This is a genomic window from Desulfovibrio piger, from assembly GCF_951793255.1.
Taxonomy (GTDB): Bacteria; Desulfobacterota; Desulfovibrionia; order Desulfovibrionales; family Desulfovibrionaceae; genus Desulfovibrio.
Window position 1 is genome coordinate 2,350,001 of the sequence record NZ_OX636706.1, and the last position, 20,463, is coordinate 2,370,463.

Genomic DNA, 20,463 nt, shown 5'->3' on the forward strand with positions numbered 1-20,463 from the left:
TGAGTCAGCGAGTTAATCTGTACTGCAAGGTTAAGCGCAAGTGGAGCCGTAGGGAAACCGAGTCTGACAAGGGCGATGAGTAGTGCGGATTAGACCCGAAACCGGGTGATCTATCCATGAGCAGGTTGAAGCAAGGGTAAAACCTTGTGGAGGACCGAACCAATACCGGCTGAAAACGGTTTGGATGACTTGTGGATAGGGGTGAAAGGCCAATCAAACCCGGTGATAGCTGGTTCTCCCCGAAATATATTGAGGTATAGCCTCATGGATTGTCTACCGGAGGTAAAGCACTGACAGGGCTAGGGGTCCTACCAGATTACCAAACCCTATCAAACTCAGAATGCCGGTCAGATGTACCATGGGAGTCAGACGGCGGGTGCTAAGGTCCGTCGTCGAGAGGGTAAGAGCCCAGATCAACAGCTAAGGTCTCCAAATCTATGCTCAGTGGTTAAGGTGGTGACGTTGTAGAGACACCCAGGACGTTGGCTTAGAAGCAGCCATCGTTTAAAGAAAGCGTAATAGCTCACTGGTCTAATGACGTTGCGCCGAAAATGTAACGGGGCTAAGCATAGTACCGAAGCTTTGAATTCCGCGAATGCGGTCTGGTAGGGGAGCGTTCTTCACGGGCTGAAGGTGTGTCGTAAGGCATGCTGGACTGTGGAGAAGTGATTATGCTGACATGAGTAACGATAAAACGGGTGAAAAACCCGTTCGCCGTAAACCCAAGGTTTTCCGGGTAAAGGTAATCTTCCCGGAGTTAGTCGGCCCCTAAGGCGAGGCTGAAAGGCGTAGCTGATGGGAAACGTGTTAATATTCACGTACTTGTGTGTTCGCGCGATGAAGGGACGCAGGAAGATAGGCAAGCCGGGCGCTGGTTGTCCCGGTGCAAGCGTGTAGGGATGAGAAGTTGGCAAATCCGCTTCTCTCTATCCTGAGACGCGAGTCCGTGACCGAAAGGTCTGAAGTTGTTGAGTCTATGCTGCCTAGAAAAGCTTCTAAGTATAGGACACGCAAACCGTACCGGAAACCAACTCAGGTGGGTGGGATGAATAATCCAAGGCGCTCGAGAGAACTCTGGCCAAGGAACTCGGCAAAATAACCCCGTACCTTCGGAAGAAGGGGTGCTTTTTAGGGTGAAGCGATTCACTCTGTCGAGCCCTGAAAAGCCGCAGAGAAATGGTGGTGGCGACTGTTTACTAAAAACATAGGTCTGTGCCAAGTCGTATAGACGACGTATACGGACTGACGCCTGCCCGGTGCTGGAAGGTTAAAAGGAGGAGTCAGCGCAAGCGAAGCTCCGAATTGAAGCCCCAGTAAACGGCGGCCGTAACTATAACGGTCCTAAGGTAGCGAAATTCCTTGTCGGGTAAGTTCCGACCTGCACGAATGGCGTAACGATCTCCACACTGTCTCGGCCAGAGACTCGGTGAAATTGAAGTCGCGGTGAAAATGCCGTGTACCCGCAGAAAGACGGAAAGACCCTGTGCACCTTTACTATAGCTTGACATTGGGATTTGAGCCTGCATGTGTAGCATAGGTGGGAGGCTGTGAACTCTGTACGCCAGTATGGAGGGAGCCATCGTTGAAATACCACCCTTGTTTGTTCAGGTCCCTAACTCCTTGCCGTGATCCGGTAGGAGGACAGTGTCTGGTGGGTAGTTTGACTGGGGCGGTCGCCTCCCAAAATGTAACGGAGGCATGCAAAGGTTCCCTCAGGCTGATTGGAAACCAGCCGTCGAGTGCAAACGCAAAAGGGAGCTTGACTGCAAGAGAGACATCTCGAGCAGGTACGAAAGTAGGTGTTAGTGATCCGGTGATCCCGAATGGAAGGGTCATCGCTCATTGGATAAAAGGTACGCCGGGGATAACAGGCTGATCGCATCCAAGAGTTCACATCGACGATGCGGTTTGGCACCTCGATGTCGGCTCATCACATCCTGGGGCTGAAGCAGGTCCCAAGGGTACGGCTGTTCGCCGTTTAAAGTGGTACGCGAGCTGGGTTTAAAACGTCGTGAGACAGTTTGGTCCCTATCTTCTGTGGGCGTAGGAGAATTGAAAGGGCCTGTCCCTAGTACGAGAGGACCGGGATGGACACACCACTGGTGGACCTGTTGTCGTGCCAACGGCACAGCAGGGTAGCTATGTGTGGAAGGGATAACCGCTGAAAGCATCTAAGCGGGAAGCCTGCCTTAAGATAAGTTCTCCCTGACGCAAGTCCTGAAGGGCCGAGGTAGACGACCTCGTTGATAGGCTGGAGGTGGAAGCCCTGTGAGGGGTGGAGCTGACCAGTACTAATAGCCCGTGCGTCTTGTTTCTCGAAAAAACCTTCCACCCTATTTCAATAAATTTGCCGAATTTCTTTGGTAGCCATAGAGGAGAGGGTACACCCGACCCCATTCCGAACTCGGAAGTTAAGCTCTCCATCGCCGATGATACTGCATAACGTCATGTGGGAAAGTAGGCCGCTGCCAAAGATTGTTCGAGACCCCCTTGCAGCTCTCAGCGCGAGGGGGTCTTTTTTTGTCCCCGCTCCGCCGGGGATTTTTTTGTTTTGGAGACGGCCGCTCATAGTACCTTGAAATATCGTAGATCTTTCGGGATGGTCTGTCAGATCCCATCATAAGGAGAGGGAGGAGTGCTTGCCGGGATAGAATGGGAGCCTGGAATTTTTCTCGGAAGGTCGGAAGGGATGTGGGAGACACCCAGTCCATAAGACAATAGTTCCAGTATCGATAAAATCCCCTGCGTACCTTCTGCTTACGCAGCGCAGGTTACTAAGCGATCAAGGTTTAAGCCCATAAGAAAGACGTTCTTCATATAATTATGTAAACTTTGAGATCTTATATACGCTGATATGGCAGGCTCTTCGTTGCGGCAATGTGGAAGTTGTTTCTCCTGTTCATTGAGTTTAGCTGCAGCAGGCAGTGAAATTTCTTAAGAATATGCTGATAATATGATTTCAAAAAGAAAATCTGGCTGTAAAAAAAGAGGCCTCTGCATGATGCAGAGGCCTCGTCACTATATTTTTGTCCTCGGAAGAATCCCTAATTAACGGGCCGCTTCCATCCAGCGCCGCAACACGGAAACCGGATGCAGACAATCCTTGCCGGAACCGTGCTTGATCTGGACACGGCAGGTGCCGCATTCCGAAGCGGCCACGGGAGCCGGACTTTTGCGTACGGCATCAAAGAGGGCGGAGCCCACCTGCATGCCGATGGGATACTTTTCCTTTTTGAAACCATAGCTGCCCGAGATCCCGCAGCATCCGGCATCGGCATTGCTGACATGCATGCCGGGCAGAGAGCGGAGCAGGTCGAGGCCGGGCAGGCCGTTGCCCTGGGCACGCAGATGGCAGGGGGCGTGATAGATGAGCTCGGAAGGAACCACGGAACTGTCCACAGTTTTTTCGGGCAGACGCAGTTCTCCCTTATCCACGCAATCCAGCAGGAAAGCCTGGGCATCCAGCAGGGTAGTGGAGACGCCATCGATCATCAGGTCGGGATAGTATTCCGGCAGATCGGAGGAGAACATCAACGCGCAGCTGGGGCAACCGGTGATGACCGGGATGCCTTCCTTGCGCCAGCGTTGCAGTTCCGCGATATTCTTTTTGGCATTGGCGCGAGCGTCATCCCAGAATCCGTTGGCGACCATGGGCAGACCGCAGCAGACGAATTCCTCGGGAACGATGACATGGTAGCCAGCCTGGTTCAGCACCCACACAAGGTCGAGCCCGGTCTGCGGATCATAGACATCCAGATAACAACCGGGGAAGAGGACGACATACTTGTTGGTATGGGGCTGCCAGATTTTTTTCAGCTGCTGCCGGAAACTTTTTTCGGCAAAAGCCGGCATGGGAGCTTTGGCGGAGATGCCCAGCTTGTCCAGCGCAAAGCGGGTCACGGGATTGAGCATGCCGAAGTTTTTCAGCTTGGCAGGCACGTAGCGCAGCAGCTTGGCCATAAGCTCGCCGTGCCCAAGGATCCAGTCCCGCAGGGGCGGACGCTTTTTGCGGCACTGCTCGGCACGGGCCATCATGTTCAGGCTGGAGATCGGGACGCCCTGGGGGCAGGCGATGTCGCAGTTTTTGCAGTTGGCGCAATAGTGCAGGGATTCTTCTTCGGCAAGACCCAGCAGGCGGAAGCGCTCATAGGCGGGACCGATCATGCGGGGGCCAAGGAAGTTCGTGGTGGCCTGGGCCACCGGGCACTGTACCACACAGGTGGTGCAGGCGATACAGGCATCAGGATTGGGATGTTTGAGAGCCATCATGCACCTGCCTTACACACATTGGGCGGCATACCAGGCCGTGGCAAGGGCCACGCCGTTACCGCTTTTTTCAGTAGCGAAATCATAGCCGCCCAGCGAGCGGCCCACAAAACGGACATTGTCCAGCAGTACCGAGCCTTCCTCAGAACAGGGACGCAGCTGTGCATCGACGCGGACGCGCAGGGTAGCGAAGGCATGGCGGGCAAAGACGTTTTCTTCCGACCAGTCAGAAGGATCGGCGGAAGGCATCTCGCCATTTTCCAGACAGAGCGGCAGCTGGAAGATGCTTTCCTGCATCCTGCCGGGCTCCGCTTCGAATCCGTCGCCCATGAAACCACCGGTAGCCACGATGATTTGATCAGCAGCATAAACGTGTTCGTGGTCGAGACCGGAGGTGATCACACCGCGGCAATGCCCGTCCGCGACGTCGGCACGGATCGCCGTCGTATTTTCCAGCAGCGTGACATCCAGCTCGCGCAGGGCATTCAGCAGACAGGTGCGCAAACGCAGACCACTGACTCCCGGAGGGATGGAAAGCATTTCCACCACCGGGCAATCCAGCAGCTCCACCAGTTTTTTCCAAAGGAAGTTGCGCACGCCGCACACAGGCGGCAGCAGGATGAGGTCCTGTCGGCCGCAGGCTTTTTTCAGGGCATCGGCCAGCCAGAAGACCCCTTCGGGACGGTCCACATAGCGGGCCAGATCCAGAGCCGTGATATTGCGGTGCGTCTTGCCCAGGGGCGAGGGCAGGACGACTTCGGTGAACTCGATGCTCCTGAGAGCAGGATAACGGCGGAACTGCTTGATGATCAGATTGGGCTGGCAGTCGCGCAGGCCCTCGATGGTGACCACGGCAACTCGTTTGGCCTTCAGCAGCAGATCGCCATCGGCGCTGGCAGGGCACAGGCCGCTCGGCTTAAGGGTGCCCATGATACTGGGGACCAGGCGATTGTTCTCTTTCATGGGCAGCAGGGACAGGCCCTGAGAGGTACAGATTTCTTCCAGGAAAGAGCAGGCTTCGGCCACACGATCACGTCCCAGCAGGCGATAAGGATGGGCCTCGGGCAGGGATTCGATGGCATCCAGCGGATGGCCGGAAACAGCCTGGCCGTTGACATAGCCCAGGACGTCCACGCAACCGCTACCGATGGCCAGCGCTCCCACGCCCCGGGAAAGGACAGTGACCTTGCGGCCGCGCCGGGCAGCGGCAAGGGCCGCCACAAGGCCGGACATGCCGGCGCCGATAACCAGGACGTCGCTATTTCTCTTGTTCATTGCCGGCTCCATCCAGATTGAGGGTGGCCGCGTAGATGGCACGCCCCAGTTCGATTTCTTTCAGCTGCTTGCCCCACAGGGCCGGGCGCAGACCACGCCAGCGTTCCTGCAAAAATTGGGAGACGTCTTCCGTGGGGGAGAAGGCCAGGGGAACATTGCGCTCGGTCAAAGCGCCGATGGCGCGCAGGGAGCAGAACGTGCCCTGGCAGGTACCCATGCCCAGACGAGTGCGCAGGCGGACATCATGCAGGGAGTGGGTGGCAGGGTCGCGGGCCACATATTCCACTTCAGCCATGCTGACCATCTCGCATTCGCACAGCAGTTCGTTGTCCTTTTCGGATGCGGCCTTTTCCACCACATCGGCAAACGTGCTGCCCAGACGGTCGGCAGCAAGGACGGCGCCATTGAGCGGGAAGACCTTGGCGGCTTTTTGCATCAGCTCGGGGGAGGGATCCGCCATGATGGGTTCTTCCGCCGTACGGCACGGCTCGTTATTGCCGAGATAGCGGCAGACCAGATCGCTCATCCGTTCCGCCATCAGGCGGTAGGTGGTCAGCTTGCCGCCGAAGATGCTGGCCATGCCTTCCAGGCCGTCCTGCTTGTGGTCCACGATGTGGAAATTGCGGCTGGCGGCACGGCCCACGGCATTGTTGGGGGTGTAGAGCGGGCGCGTACCGGCAAAGGCACGCAGGATGCGGTACGAGCGCAGATCGGGGAACAGGGGCTCGCCGATATCCAGCAGACGCAAAACGTCCTCGGTCGTGGGCGTATTGTTGTCCGGGCGGTCGGTAGGCGTCGACGTGGTTCCCAGGATGGTGATGGAACCGTGCGGGACGAAGATGTCACCGTCGGAGCTTTTATGCAGGCGGTTGACCACGCGCGACGTGAAGCGGTGGTTGAAGACGATCAGCGTCCCGCGGTCGGGCGACACGCTGACATCCAGACCGGCCAGCTGGGCGATCTGTCCGGACCAGGAACCGGCGGCATTGACCACGTATTCACAGGCGATGTCCAGTTCTTCGCCGGTGATGCGGTTGCGGGCCGTGACGCCCGTGACCTTGCCGTTGCTCTGCTTGATGGCGATGACTTCGTGGTAGGTGAGGATGTCATCGCCGTAGCGCCGGGCACACAGGGCATTGTGCCAGACCAGACGGAAGCCGTCGACGCAGGAGTCCGGCACGCGGTAAACAGAACAGATATTGGGAGCCAGATTGGGCTCCAGCCGCCGTGCTTCGGCCACATCGATGCGCTCGGCGGAGATACCCGCACGGGCACAGGCTTCGACCCAGCCGGGTTCGAAGGCCGGGTCGTCCAGTTTGGTACGGACGAAAAAGCCTTCGGTCTCTTCCACACACTGCTTGCCGATGCGGCGCAGGATCATGTTTTCTTCGATGCATTCCCGGGCGGATTCGCTGTCACTGACAGCGTACCGGGCGCCGCTGTGCAGCAGGCCGTGGAAGCGGGAGCTCGTGCCGTGGGCCAGCCCCCCCTGTTCCAGCAGCAGGGCGGGCACGCCGCGCATGCTCAGGTCGCGCAGAATGCCGATACCTGTCGCACCACCGCCAATGATGATCACTGTGGTTTCTTTCACGCTGTCCTCCGCTCACAGGAGCGACAATTATAGCTTTGGAATCTTCGTTTGCGAAAGTTATACGGGGAAGTCGTCCCTTTCCTCTACTTACAGGACATTGTTGTGTCAAGATGGGCAAGAGGCGTGAAAAACGCCGCTTGCAGCAGGCCATCGGCCTGTGTAGAATCCCGGCACGGCGGCGGGTGCCGGACGGGGGCGCCGCGGTTTTGCCGTCATTTTTTTCATTTTTGAAACTTGGGGGACACGGCATGCGGCTTCCTGACAAACGTTGCATCGTTCTGGACATGGATGGTACCATCTATATGGGGGACAATCCCATCGAGGGGGCCGTGGCCTTTGTGCAGCGGCACTGGGAAGATGTGGACTTTTTCTTCCTGAGCAACAATACCTCCAAGGCACCGGAGACCTACATCAAAAAGCTGAACGGCATGGGTATCCCCGCCCGCAGGGAGCAGCTGCTCTCGCCGGTGACGCCGCTGGTGGCTTTTTTGAAGACGGAAGGCATCCATACGGCGTATGTGGTCGGCAACCGGGATTTCGTTTCCGACCTGCGCCAGCGCATGCCCGAACTGAAGCAGCAGGAAGAAGGCGCACAGGCCGTCATCCTGGCCTATGATACGGAACTGACCTATGAAAAACTGTCACGTTCCGCGCTGCTGCTGCAAAAGGATGATGTGCGCTTCCTGGCCACGCATCCGGATCTGGTCTGTCCCTCTCCGGAAGGCCCCCTGCCGGACGTGGGCAGCTTTCTGGCCCTGTACGCCACCGCCACAGGCAGGAGACCGGAGCGCATCTTCGGCAAGCCGGATGCGACCCTGCTTTCCGGCCTGCTGCAGCGTTATGCGCCGGAAAACATGCTGATGGTGGGCGACAGGCTGTCCACCGACAAGCTGCTGGCCGAGAACGCCGGCATCGATTTCCTGCTGGTCCTGAGCGGAGAAGCCCGGCGTTCCGACCTTCCCGGACTGGAGCGCCAGCCGACCCTGGTGCTGGATCACCTGGGACTGCTTGACCAGTAGGCCGCAAGAGGCAATAGTAATAAAAACGTCCGGCAGCATTCTTCGTAGTCGCAACCCCCGGTATGCCTATGGCCCATACTTCTTTCTTTTTCGATCTTGACGGCACCATTACCGATTCCAAGCAGGGCATCATCAATTCCGTCCTGTATTCTTTGAACCATTTCGGGATCAGGGCCAGTGCAGACAGCCTGCTCTTCTTCATCGGTCCGCCGCTCAAGCAGTCCTTTGCCCGCTATTTTCCGGGAGACAGCGCCCGTGTCGCACTGGCGGTGGAAAAATACCGCGAGTACTTCCGGCGGCAGGGGATGTTTGAAAATCAGGTCTATCCCGGGGTGCCCCAGATGCTGGAGCGTCTGATCGAGCAGGGACACCGCATCCATCTGGCCACATCGAAGCCGGAGGTGTTCGCCCGTCAGATTCTGGATCATTTCCAGTTGAGCCGTTACTTCTCCTTTGTGGCCGGTGCCGAGCTGAACGGGGCCCGCAACGACAAAGTCGATGTGCTGCGTTATGCCCTTCAGGAAACGGGCGCGGATGTGTCCCATTCGCTGATGGTGGGGGACAGGTTCCATGACGTGGTCGGCGGTCATGCCGTAGGCATGAAGACCGTGGGCGTGCTGTACGGGTACGGGAGCCGTCAGGAACTGGAGTCCGTCCATGCTGACTATATCTGCCAGAGCATGACGGATCTGCAGACGACTTTGCTGGCCCTGGGGGCCGAGATGCGCCACTAGGGCGGGACGCTGTCTTAAGTGGATGAAAAAAGGCCGCTGCTCCTGTGACAGGCATCAGTTTACGAAGAGGAGATTTTTCGCGGTAAAGGCCTGTTACGAGCATTCGCATGAGAAAGAAAAAGCCCGGTATCACAGGATACCGGGCTTTCTTATCGTATGGGGTGTATTGCCGGCGGCTGGCCGGGGCCGGTCAGCCGGCAGGCAGGAGCGGGACTAGTTGATGTCCCAGTCCAGGCCGAAGGTGTCGTGCAGGATGCGCACGGCCAGTTCCACGTACTTTTCCTGGATCAGGATGGTGATCTTGATCTCGGAGGTGCTGATCATCAGGATGTTGATGCCTTCCTGGGTCAGGGCGGAGAAAGCACGGGCGGCCACGCCGGAGTGGTTGCGCATGCCGACACCGATGGCGGAGACCTTGGCCACATTGACGTCGGAGACCACGTCGGTGGCGCCGGTGCGTTCCTTCACTCCTTCCATGATGGCCAGGGTCTGCTTGAGATCCTTGCGGGAGATGGTGAAGGTCATGTCGGTATGGCCGTCAAGGCTGGTGTTCTGGACGATCATGTCCACCAGCACGCCCTTTTCGGAAAGGGGGCCGAAGATGGCGGCGGCCACGCCGGGCACGTCGGGAAGGTCGTGCAGGGTCACACGAGCCTGGTCCTTATCATAGGCAATGCCGGAAACAAGAACAGCTTCCATGCTGGAGTCCTCCTGGGTAACGAGCGTGCCGGGGTCGTCGGAAAAAGTGGAGCGGACGCGCACAGGCACTTTGTACTTCTTGGCAAATTCCACGGAACGGATGTGCAGCACCTTGGCGCCCATGCTGGCCATTTCCAGCATTTCTTCATAGGCGACACGATCCATCTTGCGGGCGCTGGAGCAGATGTTGGGGTCGGTGGTATAGACGCCGTCCACATCCGTGTAGATCTCGCATTCCACCGAACCCAGGGCGGCAGCCAGGGCAACGGCCGAGGTGTCGGAACCGCCGCGGCCTAGGGTGGTGATGCGCTGGGACTCCGTGCACCCCTGGAAACCGGCGACCACCAGCACGTCGTATTCATCCAGATAGCTGCGCAGGCGCTGGCTGTCGATGGATTCGATACGCGCATTGCCGTGGTCGTCATCGGTAATGATGGGGATCTGCCATGCCAGCAGGGAACGGGCGCGGATGCCCGCGTCTTTGAGCAGCATGGTGAAGAGCGCGATGGAGACCTGTTCCCCGGTGGAGACCAGAGAATCACATTCCGCCGGGTCCGGAGTGGAGGACCACTCGGAGGCCAGGGCCAGCAGACGGTTGGTCTCGCCCGAACGGGCGGAAAGCACGACCACCATCTTGTAGCCCTTGTTCAACCCGGCCTGCACTTTTTCGCGCACTTTCTTCATGCACTCCAGGTTTGCCACTGAAGTGCCACCGAATTTTTGAACTAAGATTTTCATGCCAGATTCCATTGATGCACCTGTCTCACGAAAAAAGGGGCAGATCCGTCCGGGAGCCGTGCCGTCCGGATGTGGTCCAGGCTGTATGCAGCTCCTGAGCCAGAGCCTGAGACGCCTGCCCATGCGCCATTACCGTCAGGAATCGTCCCTTTTCGCATGACTCCAGCCGGATGTCCAGAAATTCCTTGGGAAGGGCCGCTTCGGGGATATACTGGGCCCATTCCACGATGCAGATGCCTGCATCGGCGTCCAGCGCGTCCCAGACTTCGTCGGGAAGGGAGGCCGGGCAACGGTAGAGGTCGCAGTGCAGGACAGGCGGGCAGGTGGGATAATTGTTGCAGATGGTGAAGGACGGACTGGAGATCTCGGCCTGGTCGCCACCCGGCAGGGCCGCGACCAGGGAGCGCGTCAGGGTCGTTTTGCCGCTGCCCAGATCTCCTTGCAAAAGCAGGGCGCGCACCTGGGGGGCGTTTTGCATCATGCCGGCCAGCAAGGTGCCGAGGCGGGCAGTATCGTCCAGGGATTCGAGCACAAAGGTAAAGGCATCCATAGCGGGGGTATCCGGTTAAAGTGTCATGGCCTGGGGCAGGGCATCGGCCAGTTCGCTGGCCACATTGCCCCGGTGGGGATGGGTACGGGCCAGTATCCGGCCGGCAGCGGCATGTAGCGCCACTGCCAGGCAGGCGGCCTGATGGGCCGCCCGGGGGCTTTCCTGCAAGCGAGCCAGCAGGGCCGCGGTACAACCGGCAAGCACGTCGCCGGAACCGCCCATGGCCAGCTGGGGGACATCCAGGGGGCTGAGGCCTGTGGGGCAGTCCCGCTGGCCGACCAGCGTCCCTGCGCCTTTGAGGACGACAGCTGCGGGGACGGCTGCGCAAAGGGCCTTCAGGGCCGCCATCCTGTCCTGCTGGACAGAACTGCCCGGGCAGTGGAGCAGAGCAGCGGCCTCGCCGGGGTGCGGCGTCAGGATGTCTCCGGGGCCAAGGGCCGCCAGCAGAGCGGGATCCCCTGCCAGCAGCATCAGGGCATCGGCATCGAATACACAGGCCGGGCGTTCAGGCTCTTTCAGCAGGGCTGCCAGAAACGCATGGCTGTCTTTTCCTCGCCCCATGCCGGGGCCGATGACCAGGGCCCGGCACTGGTGGAGGCGTTGCCGCAGGTCGTCCGGGAGCTGGGCGGGCCAATCCCTGTTTCCGGGATCGCCCAGGGGCAGCGTCATGATCTCGGGCCAGCCCATGCGCACCTGATCTTCACCGGCGGCGGGCATGGCTGCCGTGACCAGACCGGCACCGCTACGCAGCGCCCCCCGGGCGGCCAGATGTCCGGCACCGCACATGCCGGGGCGTCCTCCCATGACGAGGATATGCCCGTAGGTGTTCTTGTAGCTCGCGGCCGTCATGGCAGGCAGCAGGGTCAGGGCATGGCCGTCCAGAAGGCGGAAAGAGCAGGGGCCTTCTTCCCGGACTTTGGCAGGCATGGCGATGGGGCCCACATGGCATTCCCCGGTATACGGACGGGCCCACGGCAGCATCAGGCCGGGCTTGGCGGCGGCAAAGCTGACCGTCATGTCCGCTTTGACAGCCTCGGGACAGGGCAGGCCGCTGGTGGCATCCAGGCCCGACGGTACGTCCAGGGACAGGATCAGCGGCCGGGGAGAAAGTTCGTTCACGAAGGAGACCAGACGTCGGGCGTCGTCGCGCAGCTGGCCGGAAAAACCCGTGCCCAGCAGCCCGTCCACCAGGATGTCGGGATGAGGGAGGGGCGTCTCCGTCAGCGCGGCCACCGGAAGGAAGGGGACGCCACATGTCCGGGCCGTCCGAAGATGATATGCCGTTTCGTTCCGGTAATGCTCCAGCGGCCGGGTATGGAAAACATGCGGGCAGGCTCCGGCATCAAGCAGATAACGGGCAAGGCAGGCGGCATCGCCGCCATTGTTGCCGCTGCCCATGAGCAGCCAGACCTGCTTTTCCGCAAGCCGGGGGCACAGGGCGTTCAGCTGGCGGAACGCCGCGGCCGCGGCATTTTCCATCAGGATCTCCGGCAGGATGCCCAGTTCCACGGCCTGCCTGTCCCACTGCTGCATCTCGTGCGGCAGGGGCAGCGGCGGCAGTGCGGACCACCATTCCCCGTTCATTGTCAGGCCTCCAGTACGACAACCGCGGCTGCCGTGGTTCGTTCATGCGTGATGGATACATGGATATGGCGCACGCCCAGCTGCCGGGCACGCTCCAGGGCCGGGCCGGTAAAGCGCAACTCCGGCTTGCCCGTCGGCGTGGGCAGGATCTCGATGTGACGTGGGCCGATCCCCAGGCTGAAGCCGCAGCCCAGGGCCTTGACGGCGGCTTCCTTGGCAGCCCAGCGTCCGGCCACGAAGGCGGGACGTAGCTCCGGGCAGGCCTCCTGTTCGGCAGGTGCCAGGATCCTGGCTGCGAAACGTGCCCCATGGCGTTGCAGGGCCCGTTCCATACGCCCGATATCGGTCAGGTCCATCCCCAGTCCCACCAGCATGTCCGCCCCCGGAGTTGAAGCTCAGGAAAAAAAACGCTATACTGCGCACTCAATCGATTTGTTTTGACGTTATCACTGTCGGGCGTCAAGAGCGCCCCAAGGGAGAAAACATATGAAATTGTGTATCGTCGGCACCGGCTATGTGGGTCTGGTGAGTGCTGCCTGCTTCGCTGAAATGGGCAACTCCGTGACCTGCATCGATGTCAACAAGGATGTTGTGGCCCGCCTGAATGCCGGCTCCGTGCATATTTTCGAGCCCGGCCTGGAACCCATGGTGCGCCGCAGCCATGCCGATGGCCGCCTGAAGTTCACCACCAGCCTGGCGGAAGGTCTGGTTGGCGCTGATTGCGCCTTCATCTGCGTGGGTACCCCTCCCGGAGAAGACGGTTCCTGCGATTTGCACTACGTGGAGCAGGTGGCCCGCGAGATCGGTCGTACCATGGAAAACGACCTCATCGTGGTGGACAAGTCCACGGTGCCGGTGGGCACTGCCGACCGTGTGCGCGCCATCATCACCGAAGAACTGGCTGCCCGCGGCAAGAATTTCGACTTCGAGGTGGTCTCCAACCCCGAGTTCCTGAAGGAAGGCGACGCCATCTCCGACTTCATGAAGCCTGACCGCGTGGTCATCGGCACCTCGTCGGACAAGGCCGCCGCCACCATGCGCGAACTGTACGCGCCCTTTGCCCGTACCCGTGACAAACTGATCGTCATGGGCATCCGCAGCGCTGAAATGACCAAATACGCCGCCAACTGCATGCTGGCCACCAAGATCTCCTTCATCAACGAGATCGCCACCATTTGCGAGCGTGTGGGCGCTGACGTGCGCGACGTGCGCAACGGCATCGGTTCTGACAGCCGCATCGGCTACCAGTTCATCTATCCCGGCGTTGGTTACGGCGGTTCCTGCTTCCCCAAGGACGTGAAGGCCCTGATCCATACGGCCGAAGCCGCCGGTATGGAGCCCAAGCTGCTCAATGCCGTGGAAGCCGTGAACGCCCGCCAGAAGCTGCACATGGCCGAGCGCATCAAGGAATACTTTGCGCCGCAGGGTGGTGTGAAGGGCAAGACCCTGGCCCTGTGGGGCCTGGCTTTCAAGGCCAACACCGACGACATGCGTGAAGCCGCTGCCATCAACATCATCAACGCCCTGACCGAAGCCGGCATGAAGGTGCGGGCTTTCGACCCCGTGGCGGCCGATAACGCCCGCCGTATCTTCCAGGACAACCCCCTGGTGGAGATCGTGGACGACCAGTACGGCGTGTGCGATGGTGCCCAGGCTCTGCTGGTGGTGACGGAATGGAACCAGTTCCGCAATCCCGACTTCGACCGCATCAAGTCCCTGCTGACCGCGCCGCTGCTCTTTGACGGCCGTAACCTCTACTCGCCCGCCGCCATGGGCAGCCGTGGTTTCGCCTACTTCTGCATCGGCCGCCGTCCCGACTAGGCAACGAACCGACCCAAGACCAGATGAGGGCCTGTCCTGTAAAGGGCAGGCCCTTTTTATATGTGCAGGGGCGGCTTGCGGAAAGCTGACTGCGTTGAAAGCCTGCAAAGGGTTGGGCGGGATGCCATGCTTATGGAGCGTCGAACAAACGGCAGGATCTCTGGCTGGTACGGGGAGGACGGTCTCTTTCTCTCTCTCTCTCTCTCTATGAGAAGTATCCCCTGAGGGCGAGCCATAAAAAATCCCCGGCAGTTTCCTGCCGGGGATCTGTTGTTTAGCGGGGAGGGAAAGGACTAGTTCTTGCGGATGGAGCGGGAGACGAAATCCAGGGTCTCGTCATAGAGCTCCGGCAGGGCATAGGGGGTCAGCACGCGGGTACGGTTGGCACCCACCATCAGGGAGATGATGACCTGCGCCGTGGCCTTGCTGTCCACATTGACGATGCTGCCGTCGCGGATGCCGCGCTGGATCTGCTCTTCCAGTTCACGATGCACCTGGGCGAACATGGAATCCATCTGTTCCCTGTCCGTCTTGGTCTTCATATCGCTGTACGGGGAGCAGCGCACCAGCACCAGCCAGTTGGAGTCCTTGTCCACAGAGAAGTCCAGATAGGCCTTGCAGAAGTGCATGACGGCATCATAGCCGCAGGCCGCATCAGCCGTGGCCTGGCGCAACTTGACCAGAAAATGTTCCAGCACATCGAGTCCCGAGGCCAGGAACAGTTTTTCCTTGTTGCCATAGTGGTGCGTCAGCAGTCCAAGGGCCACACCAGCCCGGTCGGAAATCTTCTTGAAGGTGGTTTCCACATAGCCACATTCACCAAAAAGTTCCTTGGCGGCCTGGAGCAGGGCTTCTTTTTTATTTTTTGCAGTCATGGTCATTGCGGGGGTTAAGCGTCTTTTTCACAATCGGCCAGAACTGTTTACTCGCTCAATGAAGGCAAGTCAATGCATGGCGCCTATCCTTTACGCGTCCGACGGAAGGAGTTCTGGGCATAATCGCCCAACCGTTCCAGACGGCGGTCCACCATATCGTAGAGGCTGCCGGGCGTGAACGTATCGTCCTTGCGGCGGCGTCCCACGGGCAGCCCCGTGAGCAGGGTCAGGGCCTCTTCGATACTGCGGACGGCATAGATGGCAAACTGTCCCTTTTCCACGGCCTGGAGCACATCCGGGGAGAGCATCAGGTGATCCACATTGTCGTGGGGGATGATGACCCCCTGGCTGCCCGTGAGACCATGCCGTGCGCAGACCTTGAAGAAACCTTCGATCTTCCGCGTCACGCCGCCCACGGCCATGATCTGCCCGGAATGGCTGACCGCGCCCGTGAAGGCCAGGTCGAGCCGCACGGGCACATCGGCAAGGGCGGAGAGCAGGGCCACCAGCTCCGCACCGGAAGCGGAGTCGCCTTCGATACCGGCATAGCTTTGTTCGAAATAGAGTGATCCGGCCAGAACAAGAGGTTTCTTGCGGGCAAAGAGATTGGTCAGGTAGCTCTTGAGGATCATCATGGCCTTGGTATGGATGGGGCCGCCCAGTTCGGCTTCCCGCTCCAGGTCGATGATGCCTTCATGGCCGACGCCCACGGTACAGGAGATGCGGTGGGGCAGGCCGAATTCAAAATCACCGTAGCCGGTGACCGACAGGCCGTTGACCTGACCGATGGCACTGCCCGAAGTACAGACCTTGATCATCTCGCGGTCGTACTCTTCCATGAAGATCTCTTCCACCAGATTGGCCCGGTAGGTGCGCGCCGCATAGGAACGCTCCATGATATCACCGGTGACGATCTCGGCGCCTTCCATGCCTGCCAGGGCGTCCCCCTCGATCATCTGCTCGCGCAGCAGCGGGAACTTGAGCGACAGGCGGCGCTGGTCCTCGCACAGATGCGAGCCCAGATCCACCAGCCAGGCCAGGGCCGTGCGGTCGAAGGGCCGCAGGCCGGATTCTTCCGCGATGCGGGCGATGACCGACAGATAGAAACGGACGCCGGCGGCATTGCGGTCCATGCGTTCGGCCATCTGGGCCTTGATGCGGAACAGCTTGGCGAAGCGGTCCTCATTGAGGACCAGGGCTTCGTACAGGTCTTCCGTACCGATAAGCACGACCTTGAGATCCAGCTTCAGGGGCTCGGGGTTGATGCCCTTGGTGCGGATGGCGGCATCCGGGGTCTCCGCGCCGTCTTCGATGCGCAGGGAATTGGCCCGCAGGGCCCGCAGCAGACCTTCCCAGGCATTGGGATGCTGCAGCAGGTCTTCCGCCCGCAGGACGAGGAAGCCCCCGTTGGCCTTGTGCAGGCTCCCGGCCCGCACCAGGGTGAAATCCGTCACCAGAGCGCCCAGCTCGGATTCCCGCTCGATACAGCCCAGCAGGTTGGACGCGGTGGGATGGTCTTCCACCACGATGGGGGCGCCGCTGAGCTGGCTGTTGTCCACGAAAACATTGACGTCATAGCGGTACAGCGGATCGCCCTGCGGCGGCAGGGGCGCATGGGGGACATCCGGGCCGGACTGGCCGGCCTCCCGGGGCAGGAAGGCTTCGGTGTTCTTCAGGATGTCCGCGCGCAGGCTGACAAAGTACTGTTCCAGGGCCTCGCTCTGGCAGGCCTTGAGCAGTTTTTTCTGGGCCGGGAGCAGCAGGGCGTCCAGCACCTGGGCCATGACGGTCTGTTCCAGGTTGCGCTCGTCGTCATGGAAGCTTTCCTCGGCCTTGCTCAACTGGCGCATGAAGCTGGCCATGCTCTGGACCAGGGTCTCCCCGCGCCGCTTGAGGGTCATGCGCAGGCTGTCGTCCAGATGTTCGAACTCTTCCTCGCTCAGCCGCTTGCCCTTGACCAGCGGATACAGGGTCAGGCTGCCGCCTTCGTCCATGTCGAGATGGAAGCCCTTGTGCTGGGCCACGGAGGTCATCTTGCTCAGCAGGCCGCTGCGGACCTTCTGGAAGCTGTCCACCAGCCGGGCACGCTGCTTGACGAAGGGCGCGGCTTCGAAGCGGCGGGGCAGTTCATGCAGGATGGCGTCCACGGTGGAGGTCACGCACTGCTTGAACTTTTTGCCCTGACCGGCAGGCAGGGAAAGCAGACGCGGCCGGTCGGGGTCATCGAAGTTGTGGACATAGACCAGATCCGGCGGCGTCGGCCGTTTGCGGGCCTGCGGGCCAAGATAGGAGAGCAGGGTATAGCTGCGCCCCAGATTGGCATCGCCGGAGACATAGACATTGTAGCCACAGGCCCTGATGTTCAGGGCCATGTCCAGAGCCTGCATGGCGCGAGGCTGGAAAGCGTTGCGGCTGCCCGCCCCGTTGCGGGGCAAGGGGATCTCCCGGCTGTCCTGCCAGGGGATGCGTTCGGGATCGAACGTCGCGTGCAGTCGCGATGTGGGCAGAGGAAGGATCTTGGGCATCATTACTACCGGTTTTCAGCATACAGGCGGTCAAGGATGTCCTTGCCGCCCTTGTCCAGAAGATGACGGGCCAGGGCAAAGCCCGTTTCGCGTGCCGTGGCGGCCGTACCTTCCTGCTGTTCGCGCAGGATGACGCTGCCGTCCACTTCGGCCACCAGGCCGTCCAGGATGAAGCGGTCGTCGTCCAGCATCTCCGCATGACCGGCGATGGGCACCTGACAGCCGCCATCCAGACCGGCCAGGAAACCGCGCTCGGCTTCCACGCAGATGCGGGTGGGGCGGTGTTCCATGCGGGACAGCAGTTCCAGCACTTCACTGTCATCACCACGGCATTCGATGCCCAGGGCACCCTGGCCCACGGCGGGCACGAAGGAGGCCGCCTCGAAATGGTGCATGCGGTCCGCGGAAAGACCCAGACGCTTGAGCCCGGCGGAGGCCAGCACGATGGCGTCGTATTCGCCTTCCTTCATCTTGCGCAGGCGGGTATCCACATTGCCGCGCAGGGAAAGGATCTCCAGGTCGGGACGCAGATTGAGCAGCTGGGCCTGGCGGCGCAGGCTGCTGGTGCCAACGCGGGCCCCCCGGGGCAGTTCGTCCAGAGAGGCGTAGCGGTTGGAGAGCAGGCAGTCCACGCAGATCTCACGCTGGGGCACGCAGCCCAGGACGAGGCCCTCGGGCAGGACCATGGGCACGTCCTTGATGCTGTGCACGGCCAGGTCGGCGGAACCGTCCAGCAGGGCTTCCTCGATCTCCTTGACGAACAGACCCTTGCCGCCCACCTTGGACAGGGGGACATCCAGGATGATGTCGCCGCGGGTCTTGATGACGCGCAGGCTGATGTTCAGGCCCGGTTCCAGGGACTCCAGGCAGGCTTTGACGTGTTCGGCCTGCCAGAGGGCCAGCTGACTGCCGCGGGTGGCGATGACGAGATTTTTGCGCATGGCGTCTCCTAGTGGCCGCAGGTGGCGCAGTTACCGCCGGAGCAGCCGGCGCAGCCGCCGGAAGAGGCGGGCATGGAAGGAGCGAAGGAGTCATCGCCGCCGTTGCCGCCGCTGCAGTGAGCGCAGCGGGACATCAGCTTGCGGGTCTCGGCCGCGCCGCAATGGGGGCAGGCGGGCAGGTCATCGCCAAAGACAAGTTCCTCAAAATCTTTGCCGCATTTGGTGCAAGTGTATTCGTAGATGGGCATGGTCGTGTAACCTCTTACTGCGGATCGACGGCCTGGATCGCCGTCACGTTTTCGAAAAGATAGTAATCCACCAGCCTGCAGACAAGATGGCCGGCGGCAAAAAGCAGTTCATGGACAAGGGAGGCAGGGGCCCCGGAAGCATCCGGGACATCGATCACGAGCCCGGGCAGGGACAGACCCGCGACAGGACGCCCGCAAAGAGTGATGCAGGACACGCCGGTCTCCTGCGCCAGTGCCAGCACGGGCCCCATGGCCGTCTGTGCTGTGTCGGGGAGGAATGTCAGGAGCGCATCCCCGGGCCGGGCCAGAGCCTCGAGCTGCCGCAGGGCCGCTCTGTCCGCTGTCTGCCCCCCCGGGCTCCCGGCCGGCAGCAAGATGGCCGGCAGCGCCGGCCGGTCGAGATCGAGCCGGTCAAGCAGGGCCTGGGCTGCGGCACGGGCACAAATACCGGCGGCCCCTTCGCCCAGGACGAGCACCTTGCCGTCATGGATAAGGCAACGGGCCATGTGCAGGGCCGCCTTCTGCAAAAGGGGCGTTCTTTCCTGGAAAAAGACCTCGCGCAGGCGGGCGCCTGTCCGGCCGTATGTCGTTATAATGTCCTGCGCTGTCTGCATGGTGTCGTCCTGATGGCCTGCGGCCGTACCATTTTTAAGACAAAGCAACTGCCCTGACAAGATAAAAAGCCTCTTCCCACTTGCACTGCGCGCGCCTATAACGTAGAGAAAAAGGATGCAAAGCAAAGCCCGCCATATTCTCGTGGTCCGCAAGGCCAACAGTGACCGTGCGGCACGTCTTGAAGCTGAAATAGGTGCCTGGCTGCGCGCCAGGGGACACTCTGTCACGGCCATCAGCGGAGGGTTTGACGATCCCGCCTATGCTCTTCCCGATCTGGATTTTGCCGTTGTCCTGGGAGGGGACGGCACCATGCTGGGTGTGGCCCGTCGGGTGGCAGGCCGGGGCATCCCCCTGCTGGGCATCAATTTCGGCCGGGTCGGCTTCTTGGCCGACATCCAGCCGGAGCAGTGGGAGAAGGGCCTTGCCGATTCCCTGGCAGGCATCACTCCCGAGCGTACCTGTATGGCCCTGCAATGGAAAGTCGTACGCAATGAAAGCACGCTCGCCAAGGGCGTGGCCGTCAATGACGTCGTCCTCAGCCGGGCGGCCCTCTCGCGGCTCGTCAACATGGACATCGGCGTGGACGGGCAGGAGATGTGCCGTCTGCGCAGTGACGGCGTGATCATCTCCACCCCCATCGGCAGTTCGGGCTACAGCGTCTCCGCCGGAGGCCCGCTGCTGTACCCGAGCCTCAACTGCATGGTGTTCACGCCCATCTGTCCTTTCCTGAACACCATCCCCCCCATGGTCTTTCCCCATAAGACCCGCTTCTGTATCGACCTGCTGCCCGGTACCACCGAGACCTACATCACGGTGGACGGTCAGGAAGGCCTGCTGCTCCAGGTGGGGGACCGGGTGGAGGTGACGGGGCTGGAAGACGCCGTCTGCTTTGTGGGCAAGGAAATGCCGTTTTTTGAACGCTTGCGGACGCGCGGCTTCGTGACGGATATGGCATCGGGCGCCAAACACAAGTGAGGCCCGC

16 protein-coding genes and 2 rRNA genes (1 of these 18 running past the window's edge) are annotated in these 20,463 nt (G+C 60.6%); 6 read left to right on the forward strand and 12 right to left on the reverse strand.

Features of this window, described 5'->3' with window-relative positions; genetic code table 11:
• Positions 1–2,316 (forward strand): 23S ribosomal RNA (locus Q4I12_RS10485); it begins 617 nt to the left of the window's first position.
• 43 nt (positions 2,317–2,359) lie between these two features.
• Positions 2,360–2,474, forward strand: a 5S ribosomal RNA gene (rrf, locus tag Q4I12_RS10490).
• Between the two features lie 574 nt (positions 2,475–3,048).
• Here the strand turns inward: rrf and Q4I12_RS10495 are convergent.
• Genes Q4I12_RS10495 through glpA form a run of 3 tightly spaced genes read right to left on the reverse strand, consistent with a single transcriptional unit; the run spans position 3,049 to position 7,132 of the window.
• Positions 3,049–4,269: an anaerobic glycerol-3-phosphate dehydrogenase subunit C gene (locus Q4I12_RS10495; RefSeq protein ID WP_240937741.1), complete on the reverse strand. Its 1,221-nt coding sequence runs from the start codon at positions 4,267–4,269 to the stop codon at positions 3,049–3,051.
• A gap of 9 nt (positions 4,270–4,278) precedes the next feature.
• Positions 4,279–5,541, reverse strand: coding sequence for an anaerobic glycerol-3-phosphate dehydrogenase subunit GlpB (gene glpB / locus Q4I12_RS10500; RefSeq protein ID WP_302261517.1), 1,263 nt, complete (start codon positions 5,539–5,541; stop codon positions 4,279–4,281).
• On the reverse strand, positions 5,525–7,132 hold the full coding sequence (glpA, locus tag Q4I12_RS10505) for an anaerobic glycerol-3-phosphate dehydrogenase subunit GlpA (RefSeq protein WP_302261518.1): 1,608 nt from the start codon (positions 7,130–7,132) through the stop codon (positions 5,525–5,527). The genes glpB and glpA overlap by 17 nt, the downstream gene beginning before the upstream one ends.
• Positions 7,133–7,380: 248 nt before the next feature.
• Between glpA and Q4I12_RS10510 the strand changes: the two genes are divergently transcribed.
• Positions 7,381–8,151 carry an HAD-IIA family hydrolase gene (locus Q4I12_RS10510; RefSeq protein WP_168936348.1) on the forward strand — a complete coding sequence of 257 codons (771 nt, stop codon included), beginning with the start codon at positions 7,381–7,383 and terminating at the stop codon, positions 8,149–8,151.
• Between the two features lie 68 nt (positions 8,152–8,219).
• Complete coding sequence (locus Q4I12_RS10515) at positions 8,220–8,885, forward strand: HAD family hydrolase (RefSeq protein ID WP_168936347.1); 666 nt, start codon at positions 8,220–8,222, stop codon at positions 8,883–8,885.
• Positions 8,886–9,098: 213 nt separating this feature from the next.
• On the opposite strand, the gene Q4I12_RS10520 is transcribed toward Q4I12_RS10515, so the two are convergent.
• Genes Q4I12_RS10520 through Q4I12_RS10535 form a run of 4 tightly spaced genes read right to left on the reverse strand, consistent with a single transcriptional unit; the run spans position 9,099 to position 12,830 of the window.
• Complete coding sequence (locus tag Q4I12_RS10520) at positions 9,099–10,322, reverse strand: aspartate kinase (protein ID WP_302261519.1); 1,224 nt, start codon at positions 10,320–10,322, stop codon at positions 9,099–9,101.
• Positions 10,323–10,347: 25 nt separating this feature from the next.
• A complete protein-coding gene (gene tsaE / locus Q4I12_RS10525) occupies positions 10,348–10,872 on the reverse strand; it encodes a tRNA (adenosine(37)-N6)-threonylcarbamoyltransferase complex ATPase subunit type 1 TsaE (RefSeq protein ID WP_168936345.1) in 525 nt (174 codons plus the stop codon).
• A gap of 15 nt (positions 10,873–10,887) precedes the next feature.
• Complete coding sequence (locus tag Q4I12_RS10530; protein ID WP_302261520.1) at positions 10,888–12,456, reverse strand: NAD(P)H-hydrate dehydratase; 1,569 nt, start codon at positions 12,454–12,456, stop codon at positions 10,888–10,890.
• A gap of 2 nt (positions 12,457–12,458) precedes the next feature.
• Positions 12,459–12,830, reverse strand: a complete 372-nt coding sequence (locus Q4I12_RS10535; RefSeq protein ID WP_168936343.1) for a holo-[acyl-carrier-protein] synthase — start codon at positions 12,828–12,830, stop codon at positions 12,459–12,461.
• Between the two features lie 112 nt (positions 12,831–12,942).
• On the opposite strand from Q4I12_RS10535, the gene Q4I12_RS10540 reads away from it, so the two are divergent.
• Positions 12,943–14,277, forward strand: coding sequence for a UDP-glucose dehydrogenase family protein (locus Q4I12_RS10540; RefSeq protein WP_168936342.1), 1,335 nt, complete (start codon positions 12,943–12,945; stop codon positions 14,275–14,277).
• Positions 14,278–14,570: 293 nt separating this feature from the next.
• Here Q4I12_RS10540 and Q4I12_RS10545 read toward each other — a convergent pair whose 3' ends face one another.
• From Q4I12_RS10545 to Q4I12_RS10565, 5 genes are all read right to left on the reverse strand, one after another.
• Positions 14,571–15,158: a TetR/AcrR family transcriptional regulator gene (locus Q4I12_RS10545; RefSeq protein ID WP_006006010.1), complete on the reverse strand. Its 588-nt coding sequence runs from the start codon at positions 15,156–15,158 to the stop codon at positions 14,571–14,573.
• A gap of 77 nt (positions 15,159–15,235) precedes the next feature.
• Positions 15,236–17,677: a Lon protease family protein gene (locus Q4I12_RS10550; protein WP_168936068.1), complete on the reverse strand. Its 2,442-nt coding sequence runs from the start codon at positions 17,675–17,677 to the stop codon at positions 15,236–15,238.
• Between the two features lie 5 nt (positions 17,678–17,682).
• On the reverse strand, positions 17,683–18,618 hold the full coding sequence (gene hemC, locus Q4I12_RS10555; protein WP_297160456.1) for a hydroxymethylbilane synthase: 936 nt from the start codon (positions 18,616–18,618) through the stop codon (positions 17,683–17,685).
• Positions 18,619–18,626: 8 nt separating this feature from the next.
• Positions 18,627–18,866, reverse strand: a complete 240-nt coding sequence (locus Q4I12_RS10560) for an FmdB family zinc ribbon protein (protein WP_006006004.1) — start codon at positions 18,864–18,866, stop codon at positions 18,627–18,629.
• Between the two features lie 14 nt (positions 18,867–18,880).
• Positions 18,881–19,480, reverse strand: coding sequence for an SIS domain-containing protein (locus tag Q4I12_RS10565; RefSeq protein WP_302261521.1), 600 nt, complete (start codon positions 19,478–19,480; stop codon positions 18,881–18,883).
• Positions 19,481–19,595: 115 nt separating this feature from the next.
• Here Q4I12_RS10565 and Q4I12_RS10570 point away from each other — a divergent pair, with 115 nt between their 5' ends.
• On the forward strand, positions 19,596–20,456 hold the full coding sequence (locus Q4I12_RS10570) for an NAD(+)/NADH kinase (protein WP_204625628.1): 861 nt from the start codon (positions 19,596–19,598) through the stop codon (positions 20,454–20,456).
• Positions 20,457–20,463 lie beyond the last annotated feature (7 nt).

Excerpts from the sequence above, each read along its gene's own strand:
- Q4I12_RS10550 (WP_168936068.1), bottom strand. The coding sequence starts at position 17,677 with ATGCCCAAGATCCTTCCTCTGCCCACATCGCGACTGCACGCGACGTTC.
- Q4I12_RS10535 (WP_168936343.1), bottom strand. The coding sequence starts at position 12,830 with ATGCTGGTGGGACTGGGGATGGACCTGACCGATATCGGGCGTATGGAA.
- Q4I12_RS10515 (WP_168936347.1), top strand. The coding sequence starts at position 8,220 with ATGGCCCATACTTCTTTCTTTTTCGATCTTGACGGCACCATTACCGAT.
- Q4I12_RS10530 (WP_302261520.1), bottom strand. The coding sequence starts at position 12,456 with ATGAACGGGGAATGGTGGTCCGCACTGCCGCCGCTGCCCCTGCCGCAC.
- hemC (WP_297160456.1), bottom strand. The coding sequence starts at position 18,618 with ATGCGCAAAAATCTCGTCATCGCCACCCGCGGCAGTCAGCTGGCCCTC.
- Q4I12_RS10545 (WP_006006010.1), bottom strand. The coding sequence starts at position 15,158 with ATGACCATGACTGCAAAAAATAAAAAAGAAGCCCTGCTCCAGGCCGCC.
- Q4I12_RS10565 (WP_302261521.1), bottom strand. The coding sequence starts at position 19,480 with ATGCAGACAGCGCAGGACATTATAACGACATACGGCCGGACAGGCGCC.
- Q4I12_RS10495 (WP_240937741.1), bottom strand. The coding sequence starts at position 4,269 with ATGATGGCTCTCAAACATCCCAATCCTGATGCCTGTATCGCCTGCACC.
- Q4I12_RS10540 (WP_168936342.1), top strand. The coding sequence starts at position 12,943 with ATGAAATTGTGTATCGTCGGCACCGGCTATGTGGGTCTGGTGAGTGCT.
- Q4I12_RS10560 (WP_006006004.1), bottom strand. The coding sequence starts at position 18,866 with ATGCCCATCTACGAATACACTTGCACCAAATGCGGCAAAGATTTTGAG.
- Q4I12_RS10510 (WP_168936348.1), top strand. The coding sequence starts at position 7,381 with ATGCGGCTTCCTGACAAACGTTGCATCGTTCTGGACATGGATGGTACC.
- tsaE (WP_168936345.1), bottom strand. The coding sequence starts at position 10,872 with ATGGATGCCTTTACCTTTGTGCTCGAATCCCTGGACGATACTGCCCGC.
- Q4I12_RS10520 (WP_302261519.1), bottom strand. The coding sequence starts at position 10,322 with ATGAAAATCTTAGTTCAAAAATTCGGTGGCACTTCAGTGGCAAACCTG.
- Q4I12_RS10570 (WP_204625628.1), top strand. The coding sequence starts at position 19,596 with ATGCAAAGCAAAGCCCGCCATATTCTCGTGGTCCGCAAGGCCAACAGT.
- glpB (WP_302261517.1), bottom strand. The coding sequence starts at position 5,541 with ATGAACAAGAGAAATAGCGACGTCCTGGTTATCGGCGCCGGCATGTCC.